At 64.5% G+C, this 16,058-nt stretch carries 17 protein-coding genes; 10 read left to right on the top strand and 7 right to left on the bottom strand.

Annotation, left to right across the window (positions count from 1 at the left end; translation table 11 throughout):
- Nucleotides 1–45: 45 nt before the first annotated feature.
- A complete protein-coding gene (gene recN / locus ED21_RS02760; protein WP_006832301.1) occupies nt 46–1,710 on the top strand; it encodes a DNA repair protein RecN in 1,665 nt (554 codons plus the stop codon).
- Here the strand turns inward: recN and ED21_RS02755 are convergent.
- Nucleotides 1,707–2,201 (bottom strand): DUF2165 family protein, encoded by a 495-nt coding sequence (locus ED21_RS02755; RefSeq protein ID WP_034921020.1) that lies wholly within the window; start codon nt 2,199–2,201, stop codon nt 1,707–1,709. The genes recN and ED21_RS02755 overlap by 4 nt on opposite strands.
- 91 nt (nt 2,202–2,292) lie before the next feature.
- Between ED21_RS02755 and ligA the strand changes: the two genes are divergently transcribed.
- From ligA to ED21_RS02740, 3 genes are read left to right on the top strand one after another with little or no spacing between them, the layout of a single operon-like run.
- On the top strand, nt 2,293–4,365 hold the full coding sequence (gene ligA / locus ED21_RS02750) for an NAD-dependent DNA ligase LigA (protein ID WP_006832299.1): 2,073 nt from the start codon (nt 2,293–2,295) through the stop codon (nt 4,363–4,365).
- Nucleotides 4,366–4,368: 3 nt separating this feature from the next.
- The gene (locus ED21_RS02745; RefSeq protein ID WP_006832298.1) at nt 4,369–4,569 is read left to right on the top strand and encodes a hypothetical protein; all 201 of its coding nucleotides are present in this window, start codon (nt 4,369–4,371) and stop codon (nt 4,567–4,569) included.
- A 44-nt stretch (nt 4,570–4,613) separates the two neighbouring features.
- Complete coding sequence (locus ED21_RS02740; RefSeq protein ID WP_006832297.1) at nt 4,614–5,726, top strand: serine hydrolase; 1,113 nt, start codon at nt 4,614–4,616, stop codon at nt 5,724–5,726.
- On the opposite strand, the gene ED21_RS02735 is transcribed toward ED21_RS02740, so the two are convergent.
- Genes ED21_RS02735 through ED21_RS02720 form a run of 4 tightly spaced genes read right to left on the bottom strand, consistent with a single transcriptional unit; the run spans nt 5,723 to nt 8,937 of the window.
- A complete protein-coding gene (locus ED21_RS02735) occupies nt 5,723–6,403 on the bottom strand; it encodes a DUF2459 domain-containing protein (protein WP_034921018.1) in 681 nt (226 codons plus the stop codon). The genes ED21_RS02740 and ED21_RS02735 overlap by 4 nt on opposite strands.
- Nucleotides 6,400–7,302, bottom strand: a complete 903-nt coding sequence (locus ED21_RS02730; protein WP_006832295.1) for a 50S ribosomal protein L11 methyltransferase — start codon at nt 7,300–7,302, stop codon at nt 6,400–6,402. Before ED21_RS02730 ends, ED21_RS02735 begins: the two co-directional genes overlap by 4 nt.
- Nucleotides 7,299–8,237 (bottom strand): subclass B3 metallo-beta-lactamase, encoded by a 939-nt coding sequence (gene bla / locus ED21_RS02725; protein WP_006832294.1) that lies wholly within the window; start codon nt 8,235–8,237, stop codon nt 7,299–7,301. Before bla ends, ED21_RS02730 begins: the two co-directional genes overlap by 4 nt.
- On the bottom strand, nt 8,227–8,937 hold the full coding sequence (locus ED21_RS02720; RefSeq protein WP_006832293.1) for an SDR family NAD(P)-dependent oxidoreductase: 711 nt from the start codon (nt 8,935–8,937) through the stop codon (nt 8,227–8,229). Before ED21_RS02720 ends, bla begins: the two co-directional genes overlap by 11 nt.
- Nucleotides 8,938–9,049: 112 nt before the next feature.
- Between ED21_RS02720 and sdhC the strand changes: the two genes are divergently transcribed.
- Genes sdhC through ED21_RS02700 form a run of 4 tightly spaced genes read left to right on the top strand, consistent with a single transcriptional unit; the run spans nt 9,050 to nt 12,644 of the window.
- Nucleotides 9,050–9,430, top strand: a complete 381-nt coding sequence (sdhC, locus tag ED21_RS02715; protein WP_006832292.1) for a succinate dehydrogenase, cytochrome b556 subunit — start codon at nt 9,050–9,052, stop codon at nt 9,428–9,430.
- Between the two features lie 9 nt (nt 9,431–9,439).
- The gene (sdhD, locus tag ED21_RS02710) at nt 9,440–9,826 is read left to right on the top strand and encodes a succinate dehydrogenase, hydrophobic membrane anchor protein (RefSeq protein ID WP_006832291.1); all 387 of its coding nucleotides are present in this window, start codon (nt 9,440–9,442) and stop codon (nt 9,824–9,826) included.
- The gene (sdhA, locus tag ED21_RS02705; RefSeq protein WP_083800354.1) at nt 9,826–11,778 is read left to right on the top strand and encodes a succinate dehydrogenase flavoprotein subunit; all 1,953 of its coding nucleotides are present in this window, start codon (nt 9,826–9,828) and stop codon (nt 11,776–11,778) included. Before sdhD ends, sdhA begins: the two co-directional genes overlap by 1 nt.
- Nucleotides 11,778–12,644: a glycoside hydrolase gene (locus ED21_RS02700; protein WP_233995690.1), complete on the top strand. Its 867-nt coding sequence runs from the start codon at nt 11,778–11,780 to the stop codon at nt 12,642–12,644. The genes sdhA and ED21_RS02700 overlap by 1 nt, the downstream gene beginning before the upstream one ends.
- On the opposite strand, the gene ED21_RS02695 is transcribed toward ED21_RS02700, so the two are convergent.
- Nucleotides 12,641–13,279 (bottom strand): peptidylprolyl isomerase, encoded by a 639-nt coding sequence (locus ED21_RS02695; protein ID WP_006832288.1) that lies wholly within the window; start codon nt 13,277–13,279, stop codon nt 12,641–12,643. The genes ED21_RS02700 and ED21_RS02695 overlap by 4 nt on opposite strands.
- A gap of 25 nt (nt 13,280–13,304) precedes the next feature.
- Nucleotides 13,305–13,865 (bottom strand): ATP-dependent Clp protease proteolytic subunit, encoded by a 561-nt coding sequence (locus ED21_RS02690; RefSeq protein WP_006832287.1) that lies wholly within the window; start codon nt 13,863–13,865, stop codon nt 13,305–13,307.
- Nucleotides 13,866–14,021: 156 nt separating this feature from the next.
- Between ED21_RS02690 and ED21_RS02685 the strand changes: the two genes are divergently transcribed.
- Nucleotides 14,022–14,411 carry a BlaI/MecI/CopY family transcriptional regulator gene (locus tag ED21_RS02685; RefSeq protein WP_006832286.1) on the top strand — a complete coding sequence of 130 codons (390 nt, stop codon included), beginning with the start codon at nt 14,022–14,024 and terminating at the stop codon, nt 14,409–14,411.
- On the top strand, nt 14,408–16,045 hold the full coding sequence (locus tag ED21_RS02680) for a M56 family metallopeptidase (RefSeq protein WP_006832285.1): 1,638 nt from the start codon (nt 14,408–14,410) through the stop codon (nt 16,043–16,045). Before ED21_RS02685 ends, ED21_RS02680 begins: the two co-directional genes overlap by 4 nt.
- The last annotated feature ends 13 nt before the right edge of the window (nt 16,046–16,058 follow it).

Here is a 16,058-nt window from a genome sequence, read left to right as displayed (position 1 = left end):
GTTCCCCCGTGACGCAGCCGCGGGGGCACGCTAATCCCGTTTGAAATGCTGACCCGCCTCGCCATCCGCAACATCGTGCTGATCGAAGCGCTCGATCTCGATTTCGGGCGCGGGCTGGGCGTGCTGACAGGCGAGACGGGGGCGGGTAAGTCGATCCTGCTCGATTCGCTGGGCCTCGTGCTGGGCAATCGCGCCGACAGCGGTCTTGTCCGTGCGGGCGAGCCCAAGGCCAGCGTTTCCGCCAGTTTCGAATTCGCCGCTCTGCCCGACGCCATCGCCACCGCGCTTGACGATGCCGATATCGAGATCGAGGAGGGCGAACCGCTCATCATCCGCCGCCAGCTGAAGGCGGACGGGGGCAGCAAGGCCTTTATCAACGATCAGCCCGTCGGCGTGGCGCTGTTGCGCGAGATTGCCGGTGCGCTGGTCGAACTCCACGGCCAGCACGATGATCGCGGCCTCGTGAACCCGCGTGGCCATCGCGCTTTGCTGGACCGCTTCGCCGGGGCCGGAACCGCCAAGGTGGAGCAGGCGTGGACGAAGTGGCGCGCCACCGAGGACCGGCTGGCCGAAGCGCGCGACGCGCTGGAGCAAGCCAAACTCGACCAGGACCTGTTGCTGGCGCATCTCGCGGAACTGACCGCGCTCGAACCGCAGGCCGGCGAGGAAGCGCGCCTCGCCGAAACGCGCGCCGACATGCAGAAGGGGGAGCGTCTGTCTGGCGATCTCGAGGAACTGCGGCATCTGTGGGAAGGTTCGGATTCTCCGCTAGCCTCGCTGCGGGTCGCGGCGCGCAAGCTGGACCGGATTGCGCCCGAACATCCGCTGCTGGCCGAAGCTCTGGCCGCGCTCGATCGCGCCGTGATCGAGGCGGGCGAGGCGGAGGAAAAGCTGGAAGCCGCTGCCGGTGCGCTGGAGCATGATCCGGCCGCGCTGGAAGCCGCCGAGACCCGCCTGTTCGAACTGCGCGCGCTGGCTCGCAAGCACCGCTGCGAGGTCGACGAACTGCCCGAAGTCATGCGCGCCATGCGTGGCCAGCTCGATTCGATCGAGGGCGGCGAGGCGGAACTCGACGCGCTCGAAGCGGCGGCCGAGGAAGCGGGCAATCGTTACCGCGCCGAGGCCGAGGCGCTTCACGCAACCCGCGTCGCTTCAGCCATGCGGCTCGACGAAGCGGTGGCGCGCGAACTGGCGCCGCTCAAGCTCGACGCTGCGCGGTTCCACACGGCGGTGGCGGATCTGCCCGAAGAACGCTGGGGCCCGCAAGGCATGGACAGCGTGGAATTCCTCATCGCGACCAATCCGGGCGCGGACTTCGCTCCGCTCAATAAGATCGCCAGCGGCGGTGAATTGTCGCGTTTCATCCTCGCGCTGAAAGTCGCGCTTGCGGAACAGGGCGGGGCGGCGACGGTCATCTTCGACGAGATCGACCGCGGCGTGGGCGGCGCGGTGGCGAGCGCCATCGGCGAACGCCTCGCGCGGCTGGCGGCAGACGGGCAGCTGCTCGCCGTCACCCACAGCCCGCAAGTCGCCGCGCGGGGCCGTACGCATTACATAATCGCCAAGAGCAGCGATGGCACGGTGACGCGCACTAGTGTGGCGTTGCTGGACGAGGCCGGACGCCAGGAAGAAATCGCGCGCATGCTGAGCGGCGCGGAAGTCACGCCCGAAGCGCGGGCGCAGGCGGACAGGTTGCTGGAGGGGGTTTAGTCCGCCCCGCGCTCGTAGATGCTGAGATAGATCAGCGTCATCATTGCCATTCCGCCGTATACCCATGACCCGTCGAACGGACCTTGGCCGAGCGGCATCTGCCACAATTGATATCCGGCGACCGCCACCCCCTGGAACAGTCCCCACCAGTTGACGACCGCAGCTCCCATGGCGATCTTCGCCCAGCGCTTACCGGCTTCGAAGGCGCTGGGACTTGCGCGGCGAAGCGAGAACATCCTCCACGCACCATACAATCCGCCAAGCCCGGCCAGCAGTTCCAGCGAGAACACCAGCGCCATGGCAATGACGATAAGAAACGCAGGCGGGACCGGAAGCAGGGTTACCGGATAGGCCTCTTGGTCGGCATGGCTCGTGGTATAAACGAAGAAGTCGTAGGCCTGCTGGAGATTGGCGATGTTGTGAGCGACATACAGCAGCGCCATCAGGGCAACGCTCGCGGTTATTGCAGCTTTCAGGATGCGATCGGTCATGGTTTCCCCCAAGAGTTGAACCGCGACCCGTGCGCGGCACTTTTCCCGTCCGCTTGGCTCATGCATAGCGAAGAGGAAGGGAATCGACCAAATGCCGGCGAGCAAGCCTGTGGACATGACCGAAGCCGAAGCCGCTAACGAACTGATGCGTCTCGCGCGGGCGATTGCGAAGCATAACAAGCTCTATCACGCCGAGGACGCGCCCGAGATCACCGATCAGGAGTTCGATGCGCTGGTGCGGCGCAATGCGGAGCTGGAGGAGCAATTCCCGCATCTGGTGCGCGAGGATTCGCCCTCCAAGGTGGTTGGCCACGAGATTGCTGCCTCGCCGCTGTCCAAGGTCACGCACGAAGTCCGCATGATGAGCCTCGACAACGCCTTTTCGGGCGAGGAGGTTGCGGAATGGGTGGCCCGCGTGCGGCGGTTCCTCTCGCTGGACGAAAGCGAGGAAGTGGCGATCACGGCCGAGGACAAGATCGACGGCCTCTCTTGCTCGCTCCGCTATGAGAAGGGCAGGCTGGTGCGCGCCGCCACGCGCGGGGATGGACAAGTGGGTGAGGATGTCACGCCCAATATCGCGCACATCGCCGACATTCCGCAGCAGCTTTCCGGTGACGTGCCGGAGGTCTTCGAAATCCGCGGCGAGGTTTATATGGCCAAGGCCGACTTCAGCGCGCTCAATGCGGCGCAGGAGGATGCGGGGGGCAAGCTCTTCGCCAATCCGCGCAACGCGGCGGCCGGATCACTGCGTCAGAAGGATGCCAGCGTGACGGCAAAGCGGCCGCTCAGATTCTGGGCGCATGGCTGGGGCGCGGCGTCCGCTGTGCCGGGGGCTACGCAGGAAGAGGTAGTGCGCCAGATCGAGAACTGGGGCGTGCCGGTCTCGCCGCTGTTTACGCGCGTGCATGACGTCGAAGCTATGCTCGCGCATTACGCGAAGATCGCGAAGGAACGTCCTGACCTTCCTTATGAAATCGACGGCGTCGTCTATAAGGTCGACCGGCTCGACTACCAGCAGCGCCTCGGCTTCGTTGCCAAGGCGCCGCGTTGGGCGCTGGCGCACAAGTTCCCGGCCGAACAGGCAGAGACCACGCTTGAGGCGATCGACATCCAGGTCGGGCGCACGGGCAAGCTGACCCCGGTTGGCCGACTTGCGCCGGTGCTGGTCGGCGGCGTGACGGTCACCAATGTCACGCTCCACAACCGCGACGAGATCGCGCGGCTTGGCGTGCGGCCGGGCGACCGGGTGGTGGTACAACGCGCCGGCGACGTTATTCCACAGCTTGTGGATAACCTCACCCGCGAGACCTCTCGCGAACCCTTCGCCTTTCCCGATCACTGCCCCGAATGCGGCAGCGAAGCCGTGGCGGAAGAGGGCGAGGTCGATGTGCGCTGCACAGGCGGCCTCATATGTCCCGCGCAACGCACGGAAAGATTGAAGCATTTCGTTAGCCGCGGTGCGCTGGATATCGACGGGCTGGGCGAGAAAACCATCGATCAGTTCTTCGCGCTGGGATGGCTCGAAAGCCCCGCCGATATCTTCCACCTGCACCAGCGTCGCGACGCCATTCTGGCGCTCGAGGGTTGGCAGGAGCGGTCTGTGGATAAGCTTGTGGACAGCATCGAGGCGCGCCGGGCCCCCGATGCCGCGCGGTTGCTGTTCGGGCTCGGTATCCGCCATGTCGGCGCCGTGACGGCGCGCGATTTGATGAAGCATTTCCACGAGCTACCCGCGCTGCGCGAAGCGGCCGAGGCCGCCCATGCCGGGGACGAGGAAGCCGCCGCCTCGCTCACCTCGATCGACGGGATCGGCGGAGCGGTTGTGGAAGCGCTGGGCGACTTCTTCCACGAAGACCACAACAAGGCCGTGTGGGACGACATTATCTCCGAAGTCACGCCGCCGCCCTACATCGTGGAAACGAAGGAAAGTCCGGTCAGTGGCAAGACCGTGGTCTTCACCGGCAAACTGGAGACCATGAGCCGCGACGAGGCCAAAGCGCAGGCCGAACGGCTCGGCGCGAAGGCCAGCGGATCGGTCAGCGCCAAGACGGACCTGCTCGTTGCGGGGCCCGGTGCGGGCAGCAAGCTGAAGAAGGCGGCGGACCTCGGGATCAAGGTGATCGATGAGGCGGGCTGGGCGAAAATCGTGGCGGAGGCAGGCTGAACCATGGACACGCGCGGCCTCGCCCTCGGAGCGGTTTTCGGCGTCATGTTCGCCGTCACGCTGGACAATATCGCGGTCGGCCTCGCTATCGGTCTGTGCTTCGCGGTCGCCTTCACCGCCGCTTTTCGGGAGGATGACGCGAAGGAAAACGCGAGGGATGAGGGTGCGCCGGACACTTCCATGGGACGCAAGGATCGATCCTGAGGAAATTGTTCGGAAACCATCGGCTTACCCCTCGTTAGGGTGATGTGAGTCGTTCCCCAGTCCTGTTCCTGACCGTCGCCGGCGTCGGCGCCTTCCTTGTCGTTGCCACCGCGGTCAGCACGCCCGGCGAAAGCGCGGACGAATTCGAAAAGCGCATCACCATCTCGCAAGAGGAAATGGACGCTCCGCCCGATCCCGAACTGACCGACGCACAGACGGCCCTGCAGGCCGAACTGCAGGATATCGGCGAAGGCTTCGACGGTGTGGTGGGCATCGCGGTGACCGAGGCGGACAGCCTGGCGACGATGTCCTACAACGGCTCGGCGCCAATGCCGCAGCAGAGTGTCAGCAAGCTGTGGGTGACGATGACCGCGCTCGACAGGGTGGACGAGGGCGCGCTGGATTTGTCCGAAAGGGTCACCATCGGGCGTGAGGACCTGACGGTTTTCTACCAGCCCATTCGCAATATCGTGAAGGCGCGCGGGTCTTTCTCGACCGACTACGGCGACCTGATGGATCGCGCGATCACGCAGAGCGACAACACCGCCAACGACCGGCTGTTGCGTTATGTCGGCGGAGTACAGGCGGTCGAGGGCTTCCTGCGCCGCAACGCCATCGAAGGCGTGCAATTCGGAGCCGACGAACGGACCAAGCAGAGCCGCATAGCCGGGCTCGAATGGCGCCAGTCCTACTCGCAAGGCAATGCCTTCTACGACGCGCGCGACGAAGTGCCGGAGGCGGATCGCCGCGCCGCCTTCGAGGCCTATCTCGACAACCCGATGGACGGCGCGACTGCAGAGGGTCTCGCACGGGCACTGGCCCGGCTCGCTCGCGGAGACTTATTGTCGGAGAACTCGACGCAGCTCCTGCTGGAAACAATGTCGCGCACCAAGTCCGGCCCGCGACGCCTTAAGGGCGGTGTGCCTGCCGGTTGGGAATTCGGTCACAAAACCGGGACCGGCCAGTTCTTCGACGGCGTGCAGTCGGGATACAACGATGTCGGCATCCTCACGGCGCCCGATGGCACGCGCTATGCGCTGGCGGTGCTGATCGGCCAGACGCGCGCTTCCTATGCCGCGCGGATGGCGATGATGCAGGAAGTGACCCAGCGGGTGGTCCGCTATCACGAAGCACGCGGGAGCACCGCCGAGGCCTAGTTCGCCTCGGGATCGGGTATCCACTTCATCACGCCGCCGGGCAGCGGTGTCCAGCGGCCCATCTTCACACCGGCAAGGGCCAGCGTGTCGCCCGTCCACTGGTTGCAGGTGTTGCCGAGGTGATAGGTGCCGGGTGCATCGTAAAACACGTCGTAACTCGCATAGCCCGGATAGACTTCGCGGCCTCCGGGGTCAGGCACCTGCGCTTCGATCGCTTCGACCATCCGCGTGTACTGCTCCTCGGTCAGGCGCAAGGGGCGGTTGGTCGTGCTGGGGGCAGGGCGGACATAATGCGCCGCGTGGATCAGACCGTCGCCGCCTGTGGCTGCGTTGACGGCGGTGGGGATGCTGAGATCCGCCCATGTCGGTGTGTTGAGGAACACCTCGCGCTCGCCCCAACTCACCGCGACATGGGTGTAGGGACGGTAGGGGTTGGGGAGGTCACTCGCCGGGAACGTCTCGCGCCAGTCCTTCACATTGCTGACCAGCGGCATGACGATTTCGGTGTGGATGCCGTTGTCGCCGACCATGATCTCGACACCGCTTGCCGGTTCCTCCCATTCGGAATTGCGCGGGATGGAACTGCCTATCCATGCGGACAGCAGGAACAGAAGCGTGGCGACGATGGGCGCGCCGAGCACCCAAGCCGCGATGCGTAACGCTCGTTTTCGTGTCACCGCACGCGGCTCTTGCGCAACCAGAGAATGGACCAGTCGCCATTGGTGACACGGCGGGCAAGGCGGAAGCCCTGCCTACGGTAAGCAGCACGCACCTCGGCCTCATGCGTCTGAAGCAAGCCGGCCAGGAGCAGGCTCCCGCCCGGCGTCACTACGGCGGCAAAGTCGGGGGCAAGCTCCACCAGCGGTCCGGCAAGGATATTGGCGATCAGCAAGTCGTAAGGCGCACGGGCCTGGATCAGCGGATCATCCGTGCCCGGCGCGATGACTATGGTGAGTTCGCCGGGGCCTGACCCCTTCGCCAGTGCGTTGGCGGCGCAGTTATCCTCGACCACGCCGGCGCAGACATGGTCGATATCCGAAGCGAGCGCCTTGGCCTGCGGCCAGAGATGCAGGGCGGCAAAGGAAAGCAGCCCCGTTCCGGTGCCGATATCCGCATGGTTCTTCACTACCAGCCCCTCGCGCTTCATCAGATCGAGCATGGCGAGGCAGGCGGCAGTCGTTTCGTGCTGGCCGGTCCCGAATGCCTGGCTGGCGGGAATGACGAAATTGACGAGGCTTGCGTCCTCGGGATATTCGGGCGTGCGGACATGGAAGCGGCCCGCGCGGATCGGTTCGACACCTTGCTGGCTCAGCGTCACCCAGTCCTGTTCCGGCAGTTTCTCCACCGAGAGATCGGGCGCACGATCGGCAAACAGCGACGCCACAGACTTCTTGTCTGAGGCGGTCGGCTTATGATCGAGCCAGACTTCGAGGATCCAGTCGTCGGGCTTGTCCTCCGCAATCTCGCGCCCCGAGACGACCAGTTCCTCGGGAAAATCCCATGCCTCGTCATGCGCAAGCAGGGCGGCCTGCACGACCTTCTTGGGCGCTTCGGCGGACAGTTTCCACGCGCTCACTGTGCGGCCTCCTTGGCGAGGCGCTCGTCGAGCTTGCGGGTCAGGGCAGCCGCGTAATCGGTGCAGGACGCGATCTTCCCCGTGCGCATGTTCCCGATCATCCCGCTGGCCGAAGGATGCGGCGTGAAGAGTTCGTCGCAGGGCAGGGCGCGCACGCGGTCGATGCTCGTGCGGAACGCGCCGACATAGGCCGGATGGTCGCTGAACCGGTATCCGTCCGCCGACACGGGAGAAAGGCTGTCGACATAGGCGATGCGGCGGCAAATCGGCGGCTCGCCCGGATTGCTGCAGGCGGTCCAGGACCAGCTGAGCGCGCCCGGTGTGTGACCGGGCGTGGCGTGAGCGGTGAATTCGAGGTCGCCGAGCATCACAACCTCTCCATCGTTGACTACGCGTGCAACCTCGACGGGAGCCATAGGATCGAGGACGGCGGCCTGCGGGTCGCCTTCGTTCACCACGCCGCTACGGAGGACCTCGGCCGCGATGCTCGATGCAACGACATCCGCGCCGGTCGCTTCCCGGATTTTCGCGAAACCGCCGACGTGATCAAAATGCTCGTGGCTGGGCAGGAGATAGCGCACATCTCTCGGAGCGAAGCCCGCGGCCTCGATATTCGCGAGCACGATCTCCGCGCCCCTCTCGGTTCCGCTGTCGATGAGGACATGGCCCTGTGGACTCGTCACCAGGATGGCGGAAATGCCGCAGGTGCCGACATACCAAGTGTTGCCGAGGATATGGAAGGGCGGGGCAGGCTTGTCCCACTCGTCCCATTCTTCGCACGTCTCGAGAAAAGCGGCGACACGCTCTCGCGGGGTCGGCGCCGCCTCGGATGCAGGGGGCGCGACGACGGGATCGGAAGCAGGTTGCGCGGTCGCGTTGGCGCAGGCTGTCGCGGCCAGCGAAAGCGAGGCGAGGAGGAGCGTTCTAGCGGACATAGCTCGCCCCATTCGCATCAAGTGTCGCTCCCGTCATGCTTGGCGGCGCGTCGAGTGCACAGAATTCGACCAGACTGGCGATTTCCTCCGGCTCTGCGACGCGGCCCAGCGGGATGTCGGCAAGCAGGCCCGGTCCGCCGCGGCTGTCGAGATAGTCGCCCGCCATCGCTGTGTCGGTAAAGCCCGGCGTAACGGCGAAACTGTAGATCTTCTCGGCCGCATAGGCGCGCGCGATGCTCTTGTGCATCGCCAGCATGCCGCCCTTGCTCGCGGCATAGTGCCAGTGCGCGGGCGAATCGCCGCGATGGCCGGCGCGGCTGGCGACATGGACGATGCGCCCCTCGCATCCGCGTTCCTGCCAGTGTTTCACCGCGAACCGGCTGAGCTGCGCGGCTGCGGTCAGGTTGATCCGCATGGTGTCCTCCCACGCGTCGAGCCATTCGATGTCGGACCGCTCGATCGGATTGGGATCGAACAGTCCGGCGTTGTTCACCAGCACGTCAATCGTACCGCCCGCGCGGGCAAGCGCCGCCTCCCACAGCTCCTGCGGTGCGTAGGGTTCGCAAAAGTCGGCCGGGACCGTGTCGGTGCGGTCGCTGGAGGTCGCCTGCCCGACGACCGTGGCCCCGCGTGCTTCGAGCGCTGCCTTGGCCGCAGCGCCAATTCCGCGCGACGAGCCGGTAAGGAGAATGCATGTCATGCATCACGCTATTCGAAACTTTGCGACAAATGTCGAGGCCGCGCGCCTTGCACGAGGCGACAGCTTCGCTAAGGAGGCGCGACGAAATTCACCGCAACGGACACGCGTATTCATGGCAAACCGCCCGCTTTCACCGCATTTGCAGATCTGGAAATGGGGCCCGCACATGCTGGTCTCGATCCTTCACCGCGTCACCGGCGACGGGCTGGCACTGGTTGGTCTGGGGGTATTTCTCTGGTGGCTGGCAGCCATGGCAGGCGGAGCGGATAGCTATGCGACTTTTGCCGGGATCATGGGATCTCCAATCGGCATGGTCGTCCTGATTGGCCTGAGCTGGGCGTTCTTCAACCATATGATGAGCGGTATTCGTCATTTCGTGCTGGATATTGGCGCCGGCTACGAACTCGACACGAACAAGACCTGGTCGGTGATTTCGCCTGTACTCGGCATCCTTCTCACCATCGCCTTCTGGGCGGTCATTATTTTCAAGTGAGTTCAATCCATGAGTGACGGAACCCCTATCGGACGGGTGCGCGGGTTAGGCTCGGCGCATGAAGGCCCGCATCACTGGTTGCAACAGCGGTTCACCGCAATTGGTAACCTTGTGCTGGTACTGTTTCTGGCAGTCAGCATCGCCCTGTTGCCGTCATACGACTATACGACCATGAGCGGTTGGGCTTCGCAGACGCTGCCAGCAACGGCTTTGGCGCTGATCTGCATCAATACCTTCTGGCACGCACGGATCGGTCTTCAGGTCTTGATTGAAGACTATGTCCATACTCCGGGCAACAAGTTCGCGTGCATTGCGCTGTTGAACCTCGCCGCCATCGGGGGCGCGGTTTTCGGCCTTGTTTCTATTGCGCGTATCGCATTTGGAGGAATTTCCTGATGGCATCCGGCTCCAAGGACGAAGCCCCGGTTCACGGTGGGAGAGACAATACCAATACCGGCAATGTTGGAAGCGCCAACCAGGCCCCGAATACCGGACCCGCAACCCCTGGTTCCTCGCCCGGTACATCGCGGGCGGGTAGCGGAGCTTATCCGATCATTGATCACACTTACGACGTTATCGTGGTGGGCGCGGGCGGTTCCGGCCTGCGTGCGACCATGGGCAGCGCCGAAGCGGGCCTGAAGACGGCCTGCATCACCAAGGTTTTCCCGACCCGTTCTCACACCGTGGCCGCGCAGGGCGGTATCGCCGCCAGCCTCGGCAACAACACGCCCGATCACTGGTCGTGGCATATGTACGATACGGTGAAGGGCTCCGACTGGCTCGGCGACCAGGACGCGATCGAATACATGGTCCGCGAAGCCCCGCAGGCGGTTTACGAGCTCGAGCACGCCGGCGTGCCCTTCAGCCGCAACGACGACGGCACCATCTACCAGCGCCCCTTCGGCGGCCACATGCAGAACATGGGCGAAGGCCCGCCGGTGCAGCGCACCTGCGCCGCCGCCGACCGTACCGGCCACGCCATGCTGCACGCGCTCTACCAGCAGAGCCTGAAGTACGACGCGGACTTCTTCATCGAGTATTTCGCGCTCGACCTGATCATGGAAGACGGCCCCGACGGCAAGGTCTGCCGCGGCGTCATCGCCATGTGCCTCGACGACGGGACGATCCATCGCTTCCGCAGCCAGGCTGTCGTGCTGGCGACGGGCGGTTATGGCCGCTGCTACTTTACCGCGACCAGCGCCCACACCTGCACCGGCGACGGTGGCGGCATGGTTCTGCGAGCAGGCCTCCCGCTGCAGGACATGGAGTTCGTCCAGTTCCACCCGACCGGCATTTATGGCGCGGGCGTGCTCATCACCGAAGGCGCGCGCGGCGAGGGCGGGTACCTCACCAATTCCGAAGGCGAGCGGTTCATGGAACGCTACGCTCCGAGCGCCAAGGACCTCGCATCGCGCGATGTCGTGTCGCGTTCGATGGCGCTCGAAATGCGCGAGGGCCGCGGCGTTGGCCCAGATGGCGACCACATCTTCCTGCACCTCGACCACATCGATCCCAAGGTACTGGGCGAGCGCCTGCCGGGCATCACCGAGAGCGGCAAGATCTTCGCCGGTGTCGACCTCACCAAGCAGCCGCTGCCGGTCACCCCGACCGTGCATTACAACATGGGCGGCATCCCCTGTAACTTCCACGGCGAAGTCATGGCGGGCGACCCGAAGGACCCGGAAAAGATCGTCCCCGGCCTGTTCGCGGTCGGCGAAGCGGCCTGCGTGTCGGTCCACGGCGCGAACCGCCTCGGCTCGAACTCGCTGATCGACCTCGTGGTCTTCGGCCGTGCAACGGGCCATCGCCTCAAGGAAATTGTCAAGCCAGGCGCGAGCCACGCCGAACTGCCCAAGGGCAGCGCGGACATGGCATTGGGTCGTCTCGACCACTTCCGCCATGCCGACGGCGCCTCGCCCACGGCGGAAGTTCGCGCGGAAATGCAGAAGGGCATGCAGAAGCACGCCGCCGTGTTCCGCGACAGCAAGCTGCTGGCCGAAGGTGTCGAGGTGCTCAAGACCGTCAACAAGCGGATGGAAGACATCAAGGTCTTCGACCGCTCGCTGATCTGGAACAGCGACCTCATCGAGACGCTGGAACTCGACAACCTCATGGCGCAGGCCAACGTCACCATGGCCTCGGCCGAAAACCGCAAGGAAAGCCGCGGCGCCCACGCGCATGAGGATTTCCCCGAGCGTGATGACGCAAACTGGATGAAGCACACCATCGCGTGGTTCGATGGCTGGGGCGGCCAGGGCGGCGGCGTGAAGATCGACTACCGTCCAGTCCACGAATATACGCTCACGGACGATGTGAAATACATCGAACCGAAGAAGCGCGTTTACTGATGAAAAGGCGGCGAGGAGCAATTCTCGCCGCCGTTTTACTCACCGGCTGTGTGACCGGGCCCGGAGCGCCGCCTCCCGATATCGGCGCCGACCCTTTTTACACGAAATACGTTTCCGCTCGCGGAATCCCCATTCTCTCGTCAGATCGCGTACCGGACGCGGCGCTGCTGGCCGCACGCGACATGGCCTCGGGACTCTTGGCGCATCGTCTCGAATTCGCCGAGTGGCTGGTCGCCAACGACTATCGTGTTGCCATTATCGCGGAAGAAGAGGCGCTTCTCGACCTGCCCGACAAGGCGCACTGGACGAAGCCTGTACGCGACGATCCGCGGCTGACCCGCTGCGAGATCAAGCATTACGACGCGCGGATAGGGGCGAAGTCCGACCGGCAATATTGGGACGAGCGCGCGCGCGGGATCGGCGGGCCGCGCACGGTCGGCTCGGAAGAGGACGTCCTCGGCCTCTATTCCACGCGCTATTGGGGCGAGACGATCTTCGTCCACGAGATGGCGCACAATATCCTTTTCGCGATCGAAGCCGTCGACCCGGTGCTCTATGCGGAGGTGGAGGCGGCCTACGCGAACGCGCTGGCAAACGATCTCTGGCTCAATGAGTATGCCACCACCACCATCCAGGAATACTGGGCAGAGGGCACGCAGATCTGGTTTAACTCCAATCGGCTCGTGGTGGTCGACGGGCGTCAGATACTTAACCACCCGGACCTCGAAGCCTATGACCCGCGCCTCTACGCTGCGCTCGCCAAGGCATACGGCGACAAGCACCGCCTCAAGTCCGATCCCTTCTGGATGAGCGCCGCGCGCGTTCCGCCGGGGCCGCCGCCGGAGAATACCGCCGAAGAGTGCTAGTCGGCGCTTCCGTCCTCGACCCGACGCACGTCGACGATCTTCACAGGCTCCGCCAGCATCTGGCCCTTCATCCAGCCTTCGCCGGCTTCGGGATCGCGCGGAGAGGCGTGAATGGCGTGCACGACGTCCATGCCGTCCACGACGTAGCCGAAGACCGCATAGCCAAGCTGCTCGTTGGGATCGGCCGAGTCCGGCTGCGCGTCGAGGCCGGTCTGGTCCTTGATCATGATCGAGAAATCGCCTGTTGCCGTGCCCGGATCGAGCCGCGCCATCGAAAGCGCCCCGTCGGTGTGGCTGAGGCCGGTTTCGCTGGTCGGCTCATGCGCGATACCGTCAAGGATGCGCTCGGGATCGTTCTGCGTACCGCCCTGCAACAGGCCGTTGGGCGGCTCGCCCCAGTCGAGGTGCATTGCTCGGTAGAAGACCGTGCCGTCGAAGCGATCCTCGTCGGCATAGCGCAGGAAGTTGGCGGCGGTGACCGGCGCGCGCTCGGTTTCGAGCGCTACGGTGATGTCGCCCATAGTCGTTTCGATCACGACGAGCGTGGTGACTGGAGATTCGGCACGCGGCGGGGCCTCTTGCGCGGCCAGCGGCGCGGCGAGGAGGGCGAGGGCAGGAAGGATCGCTTTCATCATGGCTCCAGCCTAACCCATTCGCGCGTCAGATGACATCCGCGATCAGGCCGAGCTCCTTCGCCTTCTCGCAGCCAAGATACCAGTTATCGGGTGCCTTCTCGCGAATCTTCTCGAAATCTACCTTCGATCCTTCCGCCAGCGCGCGAAAGCCCGCTTCTTCGATCGCAATCGACTGCTCGATTTCGTTCAGCGCCGCCTTTAGTTGGTTTGTACAGCTGCGCAGCGGGCCGGAAAGCGATATCGTTTTGTTTATCTGCCGCTCGTGGATCAGCAGCGTCGAGTCGCGCGTCAGGAACCGGCAGGCTATTGGAAAGCCCGCCATGAAGGTTGCGCCCGCTGAGTATACAGCTGCCTTGCCGAGAAAATAGATCGTACGTCCCGCTTCGCGCAGCAGCCTGACGTCATCGGCCATAGCCCGCGCGATTTCGGGATTACCACCAAGCGTAGTCAGCGCAATTACAAGGGGTCCGTCCGTTGGGCCGGCGCTCAGTTGATTGCGAAATTCGGCGTACATCGCTTCGTCGACACTACCGACCAGACGCAACTGCGGCGCGGTAAGTACGGATTGGCGGTCTTCGTCGTCCATCGAATGCCTCCTGTGTTCTGCCGATGCGTGCTTGCAGTGATCGGAACGCTATGTTGTTCCTGAATTTATGTTCATGGATGCTTCATGTTTACATTCGTAGTCGTAACGGCTACAGGTGTAATCGAATACGAACGCCACGAAGGGGAGTGATACGAAATGGCCAAGCGCAAGCAGGCAGTCGGTGACCGGATCAGCGAAGCAGAGCACGCTGTGATGGAAGCGCTGTGGGATGCAAGTCCCCTGTCCGCCGCCGATGTCTGCGACCGGGTCTGCGCCGCCAACGACTGGTCGATCCCGACCGTGAAGACGCTCCTCAGCCGCCTCGTCTCCAAGGGCGCGGTCGGCACCGAGCCGGAGGGACGCAAGTTCCTCTATCATCCGCTCATCGAACGTTCGGATTATGTCGGCGGGGAAAGCCGCCGTCTGGTAGACCGGCTGTTCGGCGGGCGGGCAGCGCCGCTGTTCGCGCATCTGGCGGAGAACGAGGCGCTGAGTGACGATGACCTCGCGGAGATCGAGGCATTGCTCAGGGAGATGCGCAAATGATCGACCTCCTGCGCGAATGGTGGGACTGGTTCCTCTTCGACACCCTATTATGGACCGGCGCGCTGCTCGCGCTGGTCATGATCCTGCGCCGTCCCGTGGCGCGCCATTTCGGGGCTGGGGCGGCCTATGCCCTGTGGTTCCTGCCGCTGGCACGGCTCGTAATCCCGCCTTTTACCCTGCCGTCCTGGATGCGCCCCCTGGCGCAGACCGTGCAGGAAACCGAGGAGTACGGCTTCGCGATCGAAACCGACGCGCGCGTCCTTCCGATTGCCGAGTCCGGCGCTGCCGCTCCGACCATCCTCGCGCGGAGCGAGGCGCCGGTCGACCTGTTGACGCCGTTCCTGCTCCTTTGGCTGGGCGGGGCGACGGTCATGCTGGTACGCCGTTTCTGGCTCTATTTCCGCCTGCGCCGCGAATTGCTCGAGGACGCACGCCCGGTTGGCGAGGTCGGCTCGATCCGCCTGATCGAAACTCCGGCGATCTTCGGACCGATGGCTTTCGGAGTCATCGACCGCGTTATCGCCTTGCCCGATGGCTTCATGGCCAGCCGTGCACGCGCGCAGCGCGATCTCGCGATTGCGCACGAGCTTGCCCATCACCGCGGCGGGGACCTGCTGGTCAACATGGCGGTGCAGCCGCTCTTCGCGATTCACTGGTTCAATCCGGTCGGCTGGCTGGGCTGGCATGCCCTGCGCCGCGACCAGGAAGCCTTTTGCGACGCCCGTGTCGTCGCCTCCCGCACGCGTGAGGAACGCGTGACCTATGCGCGAGTCATTGCCGATTTCGCACGCCTTCCGGCGCCGCTGCCGCGCCCCGCGCTCGCCGCGCCGATGGCTTGTCCAGTTCTGGGGGACAAATCGATCATTCACCGTTTGAGGAGTTTGTCCATGTCCGATATTTCGCCGCGGCGCCGCTTTACCGGGCGCGCTGCAATCGCAGCCGCCTTCCTGGCCGTGCCGCTCACCGCATCGATCTGTTACGCCGAAGGTGCGCCGTCTGTCCTGGTTGCCTCCGCGCAGGCTGCCGAGGCCGAGCCCGCCGTCGACGAATGGACCGAAGCGGATATCCGGCAGGAACAGGAAGAGCTGGCCGAGGCCCAGGTCGAGATCGACCGCGAATTCGACGAAGCCGAGCGCGAACTGGCTGCGGACAGCAAGAGCCTCAAGCTCCACCGCGTCAACCACAACGGCAAGGAGTGGGACGAGCTGAGCGAGACCGAGCGGGCCGAACTGCGCCGCGAAATGGCAAAGGTACGCCGAGAATTTGCCGAGGGTGGAAAGCTGCGCAAGGAAATGCGCGAGCTTCGCCACCAGTTCGCCGAGAATGGCAAGATGCGCCGCGAAGTCCGCCTCGCGGTAGCGCAGGCCGAGACCGAAAGCGCCCGCGCTTCAGCCATGGCTCCGGAAGTCGTCGTCGCCTGCAAGGACGAATACACGCCGGTGGTCTCCGAAACGGATGCCACGGGCAAGACCACCTTGTTCGTCTGCGAGACGGCCGGCGAGAAGCTCGCCCTGCGCGCCATGAAGCAGGCCCAAAGCGCCGTTGCAGCCGAGCAATCGCTCTCAGCAACGGAACGCGCCGAGGCGCTGCGCGAACTCGATCGCGAAATTGCGGAGTTGCAGTCCAAACGTTGATGCATTTCTGCGG

Source organism: Erythrobacter sp. SD-21 (genome assembly GCF_000181515.1).
Lineage (GTDB): Bacteria > Pseudomonadota > Alphaproteobacteria > Sphingomonadales > Sphingomonadaceae > Qipengyuania.
Note: the sequence above shows the minus strand (reverse complement) of the source record. Positions and strands in the feature narration are given on the sequence as shown.

Bases quoted from the DNA above. Each gene is read 5' to 3' on its own strand.
- recN (WP_006832301.1), top strand. From the start codon at position 46: ATGCTGACCCGCCTCGCCATCCGCAACATCGTGCTGATCGAAGCGCTC.
- ED21_RS02755 (WP_034921020.1), bottom strand. From the start codon at position 2,201: ATGACCGATCGCATCCTGAAAGCTGCAATAACCGCGAGCGTTGCCCTG.
- ligA (WP_006832299.1), top strand. From the start codon at position 2,293: ATGCCGGCGAGCAAGCCTGTGGACATGACCGAAGCCGAAGCCGCTAAC.
- ED21_RS02745 (WP_006832298.1), top strand. From the start codon at position 4,369: ATGGACACGCGCGGCCTCGCCCTCGGAGCGGTTTTCGGCGTCATGTTC.
- bla (WP_006832294.1), bottom strand. From the start codon at position 8,237: ATGTCCGCTAGAACGCTCCTCCTCGCCTCGCTTTCGCTGGCCGCGACA.
- ED21_RS02720 (WP_006832293.1), bottom strand. From the start codon at position 8,937: ATGACATGCATTCTCCTTACCGGCTCGTCGCGCGGAATTGGCGCTGCG.
- sdhC (WP_006832292.1), top strand. From the start codon at position 9,050: ATGGCAAACCGCCCGCTTTCACCGCATTTGCAGATCTGGAAATGGGGC.
- sdhD (WP_006832291.1), top strand. From the start codon at position 9,440: ATGAGTGACGGAACCCCTATCGGACGGGTGCGCGGGTTAGGCTCGGCG.
- sdhA (WP_083800354.1), top strand. From the start codon at position 9,826: ATGGCATCCGGCTCCAAGGACGAAGCCCCGGTTCACGGTGGGAGAGAC.
- ED21_RS02700 (WP_233995690.1), top strand. From the start codon at position 11,778: ATGAAAAGGCGGCGAGGAGCAATTCTCGCCGCCGTTTTACTCACCGGC.
- ED21_RS02695 (WP_006832288.1), bottom strand. From the start codon at position 13,279: ATGATGAAAGCGATCCTTCCTGCCCTCGCCCTCCTCGCCGCGCCGCTG.
- ED21_RS02690 (WP_006832287.1), bottom strand. From the start codon at position 13,865: ATGGACGACGAAGACCGCCAATCCGTACTTACCGCGCCGCAGTTGCGT.
- ED21_RS02685 (WP_006832286.1), top strand. From the start codon at position 14,022: ATGGCCAAGCGCAAGCAGGCAGTCGGTGACCGGATCAGCGAAGCAGAG.
- ED21_RS02680 (WP_006832285.1), top strand. From the start codon at position 14,408: ATGATCGACCTCCTGCGCGAATGGTGGGACTGGTTCCTCTTCGACACC.